Source organism: Streptomyces sp. NPDC006296, from assembly GCF_040613235.1.
Taxonomy (GTDB): domain Bacteria; phylum Actinomycetota; class Actinomycetes; order Streptomycetales; family Streptomycetaceae; genus Streptomyces.
Map to the genome: position 1 here is coordinate 26,133 of NZ_JBEXRT010000055.1, position 11,196 is coordinate 37,328.

The window sequence follows — 11,196 nt, forward strand, 5'->3', positions numbered from 1 at the left end:
GGCGCCTCAAGGACCGCATCCCGGTGCGGCTGCGGCACCACTGGAAGCCGGCCGGAGCGCTCTGCGCGGGCCTGGCCGTCCTGGTGTACGCCTTCGGGGACGCCCGCGTCTCGCCCTACGTCACCTCCGTCTCGCAGGTGGAGGCCGACACGATCACCGACGACGTCAGGGGCACGGTCGCGCTGTACGACGCCACGGTCACGCACTCGATCCAGCTGACCTACGAGCAGACCGACTTCGAGAAGATGATGAAGGAGTTCGAGGAGGAGGGGACCAAGGAGTCCCTCTCCGCAGACCTCACCATCGACGGGGTCCACCTGCCGGACGTCGGCATCCGCCTGAAGGGCAATTCCACCCTGATGTCCCTGCGCGGCGACCGGGGCGGACCCGGTGGCGGCCGGATGCCGGCCGGAGCCGGGCAGGGCGCCCCGCGGCAGCAACAGGGCGGCGGGGGCCAGGACCGCGGCCGTACCGCGAACGGCGGCGGTCCTGGCGCCACGGGCGGGGACACCACCGGCGGGGACACCACCGGCGGGGACCCCGCGGGCGGTGATGCTGCCGGTGCCGGGGGTGCTGCCGGTGCCGGCGGCCGGGGCGGAGGGATGACCCAGTACGACCTCTCGGCGGAGAAGCCGGAGGAGCTTCCCTGGCTCATCACGATCGACGAGTACGTCGAGGGCCGCGCCTACCAGGGCGAGCGGGAGATCTCGCTGCGCCCGGGGGCCGACGCGCAGGTCCCGCTGAACGAGGCCCTGGCGCTGTCGCTGACGGAGGCGAGCGGGGAGACGGCCGAGCGGTACGGCTTCGCCACGGTGGCCGTCAACAACCGGCCGGCCGTGACCCGGCTCATGGTGGAGAACCCGGACACCGACTACGCCGAGGCCATCGACGGCGACGGGGTGCTGTACAAGGCCCGGGCGGGCGGCAGCTTCGCCTACGAGGGCGACGACCCCTCCGCCTACGAGTCCTCGTTCCGGCAGCTCAACAAGGTCGGCAGCCAGGACCTCGAACCCGTCATGAAGTTCATCAAGTGGGTGGACGAGGCGTCGGACGAGGAGTTCGCCGCGGACCTCGGGAAGCACCTCGACATCGCGTCGTTCTCCCGGTACGTCGCCACGCAGAACCTGCTGATGAACTTCGACGACATGGCGGGCCCCGGCAAGAACTACCTGCTCCGGTACGACCTGGACACGAAGCGGTTCTCCGTCCTCGGATGGGACTACAACCTCACCTTCAGCGGGGACGCGGAGGCGGGCCCCGACGACCGGACGAGCATGGGCGGCCGGGCCGGCGGCGGCACGGCCGGCGACCCGAACGGCCGGGCCGACGACCAGGGCGCGGGCGGCCAGGACGCCGGGGGCCGGGACGACGCCGCCCCGCCGCAGGGCGTGCCCGGGCCGCCGGACGGCATGGAGCTCCCGGACGGCATGGAGCCGCCGGGCGGCGGGATGCCGGGCGGTGCCGGAGGTGCCATGGGAGGCCACGCGCTCAAGGAGCGCTTCCTGGAGCTGGACGCCTTCGACGAGGCGTACAAGAAGGCCTACCGCGAGCTGTACGAGAAGTACTTCGCCTCCGGCACGGCGGCCGGGACCCTGGAGGAGATCGCCGGCCGGGCCCGGGACGCCGGTGCCGACGCGGCCGGTCTGAAGAAGGCCGTGACCGCGCTGCGCACCACCGTCACCGTCACCGCACGCACCGCGGCACTGGCGAAGAACACGGAGGTGTCCGGATGACCACCGGCGCCCCGGGCACGGATCCCCCCGGTCCGGTCCGGGGCGCCGGCCCACCCGTCCGCCGCCCGCACCCCTGTACGTCCCCTGCCGTGCGGACCGCCGCACGCCGCCCGGCCGGTGAACGGCCCGTCCCCCGCGAGGTGAACCAGCCGTGACGGCAGCACCGGCCCGGCACACCGTCCTGGTCGTCGAGGACGACCCGAGCATCCGCACCCTGCTCATCTCCGCCCTGCGGGCCGCCGGTTACGCCGTCGCCTCCGCCGGGACCGGGCAGGAGGCCCTGACCGGAGCGGCCCGCCGCGAGCCCGACCTGATCGTGCTGGACGTGATGCTCCCCGACACCGACGGCTTCACCCTGACCCGTGACCTCCGTGCCCGGGGCGTCTACACCCCCGTCCTCTTCCTCACCGCGCGCACCGAGGTCGAGGACCGCATCATCGGCCTCAGCTCGGGCGGGGACGACTACGTCACCAAGCCGTTCCACGTCCAGGAGGTCCTGCTGCGGATCCGCGCCATCCTCCGGCGCGGCGCCGTACCGCGCACCGCACCGCCCGCGGTCCGGCCGCCGCTGCGCTACGCCGACCTCACCCTCGACGAGGACGCCCACGAAGTGTGGCGCGCCGGACGGCGGGTGCCGCTCTCGCCGACGGAGTTCCGGCTGCTGGCCTGCCTCATGGCCCGGCCCGGGAAGGTGCTCGGGAAGCAGCAGATCCTGGAGACGGTCTGGCACCACGACTTCGCGGGCGACACCCGCATCGTCGACACCTACATCAAGAACCTGCGCCGGAAGACCGACGGCACCGGACCGCTGCTCATCCACACCGTGCGGGGCGTCGGCTACTGCCTCCGGCTGCCCCGCGACGAAGCCCCGTGAGGGGCTCGGGGCGGCTGCGCCCCCGCTCGCTGCGCAGCCGGCTGGTCCTGATCGCCAGCGTCCTGGCCACCGCCGCGGTGCTGCTCTCCCAGGCCACCGGGGTCACCCTCATGCGCTCCTGGCTCATCGGCCAGGTCGACGACCGGCTCCTGGCCTTCCGCCCGCCCGCGCCCGTCTACCGGGACGTCGCGGACGGCACCGCACCCGACCGCCGGCCGCCCGCCCACGAGACCCTCCCCTCGGACTTCCGCGTCTACTTCTACGACGCCGGGGGCCGTCTGCTGCCCGATTCGCTCGGCCACGGCCGCGGCGAGCCCCGTCTGGACCGCACCGTCACCGCGCACCACCCCGAGGACGGACGCCCGGTCACGGTGCCGGCCCGGGACGGCGGCGGCCGGTGGCGCGTGGTCGCCGACTCCGGACCCGACGGCATGCGCGCGGTGGTGGCGCTGCCCCTCGACTCCGTGGAGGAGGCCACGTCGAGGCTGCTCTGGTTCAGCCTCGGGATCGGGGTGACCGCGGCGGCCGGGGTGGTGCTGCTCGGCGGCGCCGCGGTGCGCCTCGGCCTCCGCCCCCTGACCCGCGTCGAGCACACCGCACGCAGCATCGCCGGCGGCGCGCTCGAACAGAGGGTCGCCGACACCGGCCCGGACACGGAGGTCGGCCGCCTCGGCATCGCCTTCAACACCATGCTCGACCAGCTCCGCGCGGCACTGCACCGCAAGGACCGGACCGAGCGCGGGCTGCGGCGCTTCCTGGCGGACGCGGGGCACGAACTGCGCACACCGCTGACCTCCCTCCAGGGCTTCGCCGAACTCCTGCTGCACGACCCCGGCATGTCCGTGAGCCGGCGGCGCGAGGCCCATGAGCTCATCGCGCGGAACGCCGAGCGCATGAGCCACCTGGTCGACGGGCTGTTCCTCCTCGCGAAGCTCGGCGACGCGCCCACCACCGAACACGGGCCCGTCGACCTGCTCTCGCTGGCCGCCGACGGCATCGCCGCCACCGCCGTACGCCATCCGGGGCGGCGCGTCACCCTCGCCGCGCTCGGGGCGGACGGCACCGGCGGCCCGGGGGAACTCGACGTCGTGGAGGGCTCCGGCGACCCCCACCAGCTCGCCCAGGTGCTCTCCAACCTCCTGGACAACGCCTGCACCCACACCCCGCCCGGGACCCGGATCGAGGTACGCGTCGGGAGCCTGTGCGCCGGGCCGCGCACCGGAGGCGCCGACCGGCCCGGCCGCAGCAGCGCCGGGCCGCCCCTGCCCTCCGGTGCCCCGGCGCACGTCGTCGAGGTCGCCGACGACGGCCCCGGCCTGCCCGCTCACGACGCCCGGCAGGTCTTCGACCGCTTCTACCGGGCGCGGCCGGTCGCCGGGGCCCCGAGTGACGGAGCCCCGGCGGGCGGCTCCGGGCTCGGCCTCGCCATCGCCTCGACGATCGCCGAGGCCCACGGAGGGCGACTGGAACTCGACACCGGACCGGGCGAGGGGTGCACCTTCCGTCTGCTCCTCCCGGGAGCCCCGGTCGTTCCGGGAGGACCGGAGCGGAGCCGCCGCCCCGGGGCGGGGACCGACGGCCGCTGACGCCCTCCCGGCCGGGGTACCGCGGAGAGCCCGGTCCGGAACCTCCGCCGGCCCCGGGGCGGCCCCGCACCCGCCGGTCCGCCCTGTCCCGCGGACCGGAACGACGGAGGACGGCCGCGGGGAATCAGCCACGGCACGCGGGTGTTGGAACGGCGGCGGAGGCTCCCTCCGCACCGGTTCTGCAGAGGTGGAGAGTAGAAGAGTCATGCGCGTCGAGATATGGAGCGACATCGCCTGCCCGTGGTGCTACGTCGGCAAGGCCCGTTTCGAGAAGGGGCTGGCCGGATTCGCGCACCGCGACGAGATCGAGGTGGTGCACCGCTCCTTCGAGCTCGACCCGGGCCGGGCCAAGGGCGACACCGCGCTGGTCATCGACATGCTGGCGCAGAAGTACGGCCGCACCCCGGAGGAGGCCCGGGGGATGGAGGCCGGCGTCGCGGAGAACGCCCGGGCCGAGGGACTCGGCTACCGCACCGAGGGGCGCGACCACGGCAACACCTTCGACATCCACCGGCTGCTCCACCTCGCCAAGGCCCGCGGGCGCCAGGAGGAGCTGCTGACCGTCGTCTACCGCGCCAACTTCGCCGAGGAGCGGTCCGTCTTCGACGACGCGGTGCTGACCGACCTGGCCGTGGAGGCCGGACTCGACGCCGACGAGGCGCGTGCGGTGCTGGCCGACCCCGAGGCGTACGCCGCCGACGTGCGGGCCGACGAGCGGGAGGCCGCCGAACTGGGCGCCAACGCCGTCCCGTTCTTCGTGCTCGACCGGCGCTACGGCATCTCCGGCGGGCAGCCCGCGGAGGTCTTCGCCCAGGCCCTGGAGCAGGCGTGGAAGGACCGTGAGGTCCCCGGCCTCACCCAGGTCGGGGACGACGCGGCCGGCTGCGGCACGGACGGGGCCTGTGAGGTGTCCGAGACGAGCGCGCCCGACCAGCGCATATAAGGAAGTCTTGGGTTTGTCGCGCGAATTCGCGTGATTGACCTGAGGTGGGGCGGCCGTCAGGCTGTCCCGCATGGAGACTTCTGCGATCGACCGGATCAGGGCCAGCGAGTTCGCCTCCGAGACCACCTACCTCGACACCTCCACCTGCGGACTGCTGCCCCGCAGCGCGGCCGACGCGGTCAAGGCGCTGGCCGACGACGGTGCGGCGGGGCGGCGGCAGGGCGCGGGCGACGGTGAGGCCGTGTCGGCGGCGCGGGACGGCTTCGCCCGGCTCGCCGGGGTCGGCTCCGGCCGGGTCGCCGTGGGCGGATCCGTCGCCGCCCATGTCGGGCTGGTCGCCGCCTCCCTCCCGCCGGGTGCCGAAGTCCTGGCGCCGACGGGGGAGTTCAGTTCGGTCGTCAGCCCCTTCGCGCTGCGCGGCGACCTGCGGATGCGCTACGTCCCGCTGGCCGGACTGGCCGACGCCGTGCGGCCCGGGACGGCGGTCGTCGCCTTCTCGGCCGTCCAGTCCTCCGACGGGCGGGTCGCCGACCTGGACGCGATCCGTGCGGCCGCCGCCGCGCACGGGGCCCGCACGCTGCTCGACGCCAGCCAGTCCGCCGGCTGGCTGCCGCTGGACGCGGGGGCGTACGACTACACGGTCACCGGCGGCTACAAGTTCCTGCTGTGCCCCCGGGGCACGTCCTTCCTGACCGTGACCGAGGAGGCCCAGGAGCACCTGCCGGTCCTGTCCCCGGGCATGGCGGCGTCGGAGGACCCCTGGGGCAGCGTCTACGGTCCGGTCGAACGGCTCGCCGGCGACGCCCGGCGCTTCGACGAGCCGGTCTCCTTCCTCTCGTACCACGGGGCCGAGCAGTCGCTGCGGCTGCTGGCCGAGGCCGGGACCGGGGCCGTGCGCGCGCACACCACCGGGCTCGCGGCCCGCTTCCGGGACGGGCTGGCGTCGCTCGGGCACGCCGCGGTTCCCGGCGACTCCGCGATCGTGGCCGTCCCCGGGCTGGGTGACCGGGCGTCCCGCCTGGCGGCGGCCGGGGTGATGGTCTCGGACCGGGCGGGCAACCTCCGGGCGGCGTTCCACCTGTACAACACCGAGGCCGACGTCGACCGCGCGCTGGACGTGCTGTCCGGCTGACCCGGCACCCACCGCGCCCCTCCGCGCCGGCACCGCCGGGTGCCGGGCGGGTGCGGGCGCCCGGACGGGCGGCGCGAATCTCTCGGGTGCGAAGCCCCCGGGCCGCGGAGTCCGGGTACGACGAGCGGGGTCCGCACTACCCGCCCTGCCCCCCCGGGCAGTCCCCGGCCTCGTGGCAGAGGTTCTCCTCCACCTTGGCGAGCAGCCGGACCAGCTCCGTGCGCTCGGCCGGGTCCAGCCCGGCGAGCGTGTGCTCCTCGAGGCCCGACCAGGCGTCACGCACCTCGGTGTGCAGCCCGCAGCTCGTCGCGGTCGCCTCGACCAGGACGGCCCGGCGGTCGTCAGGGTCGGGGCAGCGGCGGACGTGCCCGGCCTGTTCGAGGCGCTGGAGCATCTTGGTGACGGTGGACGGGTCCAGGTCCATCGCCTTGATCAGCTCGGCCTGGCGGACCGCCCCGGTGTCCCAGAGGTGCATCATCAGGAACTCCTGGCCCGGGTAGAGCCCGAGCCCCCTGAGCATGCGCCCCGCCGTGATCCTGTGCAGCCGGGCCACCCGCGAGATGGCGTGGCTGACGGGGCCGCCGAGTGCCGCGCTCGGCAGGCCGCCGGTGCAGCCGGGATCGGCGGGGGTGGTGCTGTCGGCCTGCATCGGGACTCCTCGGGGGCGGTGCCGCGGCCCGGTCCGCTGCCGGGTCCATGACGTCCTCATGAACTTTACCTTGGTCGGCCAATTAATGGGTTACAGTGACTCGCGGCAGATTACTTGGCCGACCATATAAATGCCTCGGAGGCTTTCATGACCACCGTGTTCGATCCCGTCGACCTCTCCGGGACGCAGCTCGCCAACCGCATCGCCCTCGCGCCGATGACCCGCAGCAGGGCCGGCCGGGGCGGCACGGCCACGGACCTCACCGTGGAGTACTACACCCAGCGCGCCTCGGCCGGACTGCTCATCACGGAGGGCATCCAGCCCTCCGTGGTCGGCCAGGGATACCCGTCCACCCCCGGTCTGCACAGCGCCGAGCAGGTCTCCTCCTGGCGCAGGGTCACCGACTCCGTCCACGCGGCGGGCGGGCGCATCTTCGCCCAGGTCATGCACGCGGGCCGGATCGGCCACCCGGTCCTGCTGCCCGACGGGCTGGTCCCGGTGGCGCCCTCGGCGGTCGCGGCGCCCGGCCAGGTCTACACCCAGGAGGGCCCGAAGGACTTCGTGGAGCCGCACGAGCTGACCGACGAGGAGATCCGCGCGACCGTCGCCGACTTCGTCACCGCCTCCCGCAACGCGATCGAGGCCGGGTTCGACGGCGTCGAGCTGCACGGCGCCAACGGCTATCTGATCCAGCAGTTCCTGGCCCCCAACACCAACCTGCGCACCGACGGGTGGGGCGGCTCCGACGAGGCCCGCATCCGCTTCGCGACCGAGGTGGTCACGGCGGTCGCCGCCGAGATCGGCGCCGAGCGGACCGCTCTGCGTATCTCGCCCGGAAACCCCTACAACGGCATCGAGGAGCCCGAGCCGGACGCCGTCTACACCGCGCTGGTCTCCGCACTCGAACCGCTCGGACTGGCCTACCTGCACGTCCTGGAGCAGGCCGGCACGCGGGAGCTGACCCTCTCGCTGCGCAAGCTGTTCACCGGGACCCTCGTCCTCAACGTGTTCTCCGAGGGGCCGACCGGCCCCGAGCACCACACGGTGATCGACGACGGGGTGGCCGACATCATCTCCTACGGCGCCCTGTTCCTCGCCAACCCGGACCTGCCGGCCCGGCTGAAGGCGGGCGGCCCCTTCAACACACCTGACCCGTCGACCTTCTTCGGCGGGGACGCGAAGGGGTACACCGACTACCCGGCGCTCGACGCCGTCTGACCCGGCCGGACGGGGCGCGCCGCCCCGTCCGGCACACCGCCGTCCCGGCCGCCCCGTGCGGATCCGCGTCCGCCCGGGGCCGCCCGCGGCGGCGCGGAGATCCCACGGTGCCCCGCGCCGCCCCGTGGCAGACTGCCGGGGTGACGAACGACGAGACGACCCGGCGGCTGCGCATCAGGCCGGGCGGTCCGGCCGACGCACCGGCCGTCCTGGACATGCTCGACGCCGCGGTGGCGTGGATGAACGCCCGCGGCAACACCGGGCAGTGGGGCACCGTCCCGTACTCGCAGACGTCCGGCGGCGCCGAACGCGTCGAGCGGTACACCACGCGGAACAGCCCGTACATCGCGGAGCTGGACGGCGTCCCCGCCGGAGCCCTGGTGCTCGACACCGGGCCGAGCCCGCAGATGCCGATCGCCCCGGCCGGGGAACCGGAGCGCTATGTGCGCCTGCTGGTCTCCGACCGCAGGCACGCCGGTCTGGGCATCGGGGCCGCACTCCTGGCGCACGCGGCCGAGGAGACCCGGCGGGCCGGTGTGGACCTGCTCAGGGTCGACTGCTGGGCGGGCGGCGGAGGCGCACTGGTCGCCTACTACGAGCGCAACGGCTTCGCCCCCACGGACGCCTTCCTGTCCGGGACCTGGCCGGGACAGGTGCTGGCGCGCCGCCTCGGCTGAGCCGGTCCCGGCCCGTACGGACCCGAGGGCGCGGGCCGCACGGCCCGACGGCCGCGCCACCCGCCCCGCGCGACGCCCGACGGACCGCGCGGTGCCGGGCGGAGTGGTCCGGCGCCCCGTCCCACGCCTCCTGACGCGGAGGTCCACAGCAGGCACCGCACCGCACAGCGGCGTTCAGTGGGCCCGGACGGTCCTGCGGACGTTGTCGACGCTCCCGCAGCCGGCCTTCAGGTGCTTCTCCCGGTCGCGGAGGAAGACCGCTCCCAGCTCGGTGCGGCGCTCGTCCGGCACGTTCTCCCGCGCTCCGTTCAGGATCGTGCGCTCCTCCTCGTCGAGGTGGTGGGTGATCGCCTTGACGAGCTCCTCCAGCTTCTCGTCCCACTCGTCGGAGCCCACCTCCTCGACCTCCATCAGGGTCAGGAGCGCCTCGTTGCCCTCCTGGTGCTCCTCCACCCCGTGGTCCACCTCTTCGCTGTCCACGTTCCGGAACCGCTTGAGCGCCGGGTACACCTCGGTCTCCTCGGCCTCTCCGTGGGCGATCAGGAGCGCGGCGAAGTCCCGCAGGGCCGCTCCCCGGTCCTCCTCGACGCTCCGCATCCGCCGGAGGGGTTCCTCCATGGTGCGGTGGTCCTCCAGAATCGCGGCTACCACGTCACGCGCTTCAGACACTTCGAGCTCCTCTTGTCGGCCGATGCTCCGCTGGTACCCCCGGGAGGAGCGGACAAGCTACGCCATCCGCGGCGATGCCCCGGGCCGTCCCGCGCACGCATCTCCCTGCGTCCCGCCGCCGCGTGCCGGTCCACCGGGGGCCGCGGTGCCGCTCTCAGCCCAGGGGCGCGCCGTGCCACCTCCACGAGGTGACGCGGTCGCGGCCCGGCAGGTCGGCGCGGCCGGTGGACCACAGCAGCACCGTCCACCGGTCCTCGTCGTCCGGGGCGTCGGGGAACAGCCGGGCCAGCACCCGGTCGCAGAGGTCCCGGGGCGGGGTCCAGGACAGCGACAGCCCGGCGGCGACGTCATGGGTGTGCACCAGGGTCTCCACGACGCCCATCGCGGCGAAGCCCTCGGGGTCGGAGAGCCCGCACACATGGTGCGCGCGTACGTCCGACGGGGTCGTGCGCACCATCGCGGTCAGCAGGGCCCCGCTCGCCTCCAGCGTCTGGAGCAGCCCGGCGGTGCCCGCCTCCGGGTTCGCGGAGACCGAGAGCACGGGACCCCCCTCGCGTGCGGGCGCGTACCGGTACGGCACCTCGCGGTCCTGCGGCGGCCTGCGCGGGCCGATCTGGACGGCGTACGCGAAGAGGTCGTCGCTCAGATGGTCGACGGTCTCCCGGCAGTCCCAGGTGAGCCCTCCGGCGGGCACCCGCCAGTCCCGGCCGGCGGCCCCGGAGAGGGTGTCGACCGCGAGGCGGACCGCCAGTGCCACGTCGTCGGCGGTGACGGGGAGCCGGGTGCCGGTCAGTGCGGCGCGTTCCCCGGCACCGCACTCCACGCAGAACTCGTTGCCCTCCGGGTCGGCGAGCGTCACCCAGCCCCGGCCGTTCGGTCTGCGGTGGTCGCCCACCGGCGTGGCCCCCAGGGCGAGCAGCCGCTCGACCTCCTCGTCGCGAGTGCGGTCCTCGGGCCTCAGATCGAGGTGGATCCGGTTCTTGGCGCCCTTCGCCTCCGGCACCGTGACGAAGAGAAGTGTGCCGCGGGACGAGGCGACGAGCGCCTCGGGGTCGCCGGGCCGGTCGTCGTCGGCCAGGGAGGCACCGAGCACCTCGGCCCAGAAGCGGGCGAGCTCGTAGGGGTCGGCGCAGTCGACGGTGATGTGCTGGACGGAAGAGGTCATGGGCCCACCCTCTCCGTCACCGGGTGCTGCGGTCCAGCGAGTTGACGGCGGGGGAGGGGCCGCGGGCGCTCCGGGCCCGTCCGGCCCTGCGCGGGGCGGAGGCCGGACGCGGGAGGGGGCGGGACGCCGTGCGTCCCGCCCCCTCCCGAACCGTCGCGCGGTCTACTTCACCGGGGTGAAGTCGCGTGCTCCGATGAATGCGGGGCGGCGGACGGGTGCGGCGAAGGGTTCTTCGGCGGTGTTCTCGGTGCTGTTGAACACGATGAAGACGTTGCTGCGGGCGTAGGGGGTGATGTTGTCCCCGGAGCCGTGCATGGCGTTGCAGTCGAACCAGGTGGCGGAGCCGGGTTTGCCGGTGAAGAGCTTGATGCCGTGGCGGTCGGCCATGGTGGTGAGGGCTTCGTCGGAGGGGGTGCCGGCGTCCTGCATCTGGAGGGACTTCTTGTAGTTGTCCCGGGGGGTTTCGCCGGAGCAGCCGAGGAAGGTCTTGTGGGAGCCGGGCATGATCATGAGCCCGCCGTTGGTGTCGTGGTTCTCGGTGAGGGCGATC

At 74.2% G+C, this 11,196-nt stretch carries 11 protein-coding genes; 7 read left to right on the plus strand and 4 right to left on the minus strand.

The annotated features are described in order from the left end of the window. Positions 1-17: 17 nt before the first annotated feature. The 5 genes from ABZ172_RS27490 (at position 18) to ABZ172_RS27510 (ending at position 6,268) form a co-directional block, all read left to right on the plus strand. A complete protein-coding gene (locus tag ABZ172_RS27490; RefSeq protein WP_356887615.1) occupies positions 18-1,733 on the plus strand; it encodes a CotH kinase family protein in 1,716 nt (571 codons plus the stop codon). 151 nt (positions 1,734-1,884) lie between these two features. Further along, complete coding sequence (locus ABZ172_RS27495) at positions 1,885-2,607, plus strand: response regulator transcription factor (RefSeq protein ID WP_356887595.1); 723 nt, start codon at positions 1,885-1,887, stop codon at positions 2,605-2,607. Next, complete coding sequence (locus ABZ172_RS27500) at positions 2,604-4,193, plus strand: HAMP domain-containing sensor histidine kinase (protein WP_356887597.1); 1,590 nt, start codon at positions 2,604-2,606, stop codon at positions 4,191-4,193. The genes ABZ172_RS27495 and ABZ172_RS27500 overlap by 4 nt, the downstream gene beginning before the upstream one ends. Positions 4,194-4,398: 205 nt before the next feature. Further along, positions 4,399-5,136: a DsbA family oxidoreductase gene (locus ABZ172_RS27505; protein WP_356887599.1), complete on the plus strand. Its 738-nt coding sequence runs from the start codon at positions 4,399-4,401 to the stop codon at positions 5,134-5,136. A gap of 70 nt (positions 5,137-5,206) precedes the next feature. Further along, on the plus strand, positions 5,207-6,268 hold the full coding sequence (locus ABZ172_RS27510; RefSeq protein WP_356887601.1) for an aminotransferase class V-fold PLP-dependent enzyme: 1,062 nt from the start codon (positions 5,207-5,209) through the stop codon (positions 6,266-6,268). A gap of 136 nt (positions 6,269-6,404) precedes the next feature. On the opposite strand, the gene ABZ172_RS27515 is transcribed toward ABZ172_RS27510, so the two are convergent. Beyond that, positions 6,405-6,917, minus strand: coding sequence for a MarR family winged helix-turn-helix transcriptional regulator (locus tag ABZ172_RS27515; protein WP_356887603.1), 513 nt, complete (start codon positions 6,915-6,917; stop codon positions 6,405-6,407). A gap of 147 nt (positions 6,918-7,064) precedes the next feature. On the opposite strand from ABZ172_RS27515, the gene ABZ172_RS27520 reads away from it, so the two are divergent. Together ABZ172_RS27520 and ABZ172_RS27525 are read left to right on the plus strand one after the other, a co-directional pair. Further along, a complete protein-coding gene (locus tag ABZ172_RS27520; protein ID WP_356887605.1) occupies positions 7,065-8,135 on the plus strand; it encodes an alkene reductase in 1,071 nt (356 codons plus the stop codon). Positions 8,136-8,275: 140 nt separating this feature from the next. Continuing rightward, positions 8,276-8,812, plus strand: a complete 537-nt coding sequence (locus ABZ172_RS27525; protein WP_356887607.1) for a GNAT family N-acetyltransferase — start codon at positions 8,276-8,278, stop codon at positions 8,810-8,812. A gap of 174 nt (positions 8,813-8,986) precedes the next feature. On the opposite strand, the gene ABZ172_RS27530 is transcribed toward ABZ172_RS27525, so the two are convergent. The 3 genes from ABZ172_RS27530 to ABZ172_RS27540 form a co-directional block, all read right to left on the minus strand. Beyond that, entirely contained in the window at positions 8,987-9,481 is a 495-nt protein-coding gene (locus ABZ172_RS27530; protein WP_356887609.1) for a hemerythrin domain-containing protein, read from the minus strand. Between the two features lie 154 nt (positions 9,482-9,635). Continuing rightward, positions 9,636-10,646, minus strand: coding sequence for a VOC family protein (locus tag ABZ172_RS27535; protein WP_356887611.1), 1,011 nt, complete (start codon positions 10,644-10,646; stop codon positions 9,636-9,638). A gap of 162 nt (positions 10,647-10,808) precedes the next feature. Next, a partial coding sequence (locus ABZ172_RS27540; protein ID WP_356887613.1) for a phytanoyl-CoA dioxygenase family protein occupies positions 10,809-11,196 on the minus strand: 388 nt, incomplete at its 5' end.

Excerpts from the sequence above, each read along its gene's own strand:
- ABZ172_RS27515 (WP_356887603.1), bottom strand. The coding sequence starts at position 6,917 with ATGCAGGCCGACAGCACCACCCCCGCCGATCCCGGCTGCACCGGCGGC.
- ABZ172_RS27535 (WP_356887611.1), bottom strand. The coding sequence starts at position 10,646 with ATGACCTCTTCCGTCCAGCACATCACCGTCGACTGCGCCGACCCCTAC.
- ABZ172_RS27520 (WP_356887605.1), top strand. The coding sequence starts at position 7,065 with ATGACCACCGTGTTCGATCCCGTCGACCTCTCCGGGACGCAGCTCGCC.
- ABZ172_RS27505 (WP_356887599.1), top strand. The coding sequence starts at position 4,399 with ATGCGCGTCGAGATATGGAGCGACATCGCCTGCCCGTGGTGCTACGTC.
- ABZ172_RS27510 (WP_356887601.1), top strand. The coding sequence starts at position 5,207 with ATGGAGACTTCTGCGATCGACCGGATCAGGGCCAGCGAGTTCGCCTCC.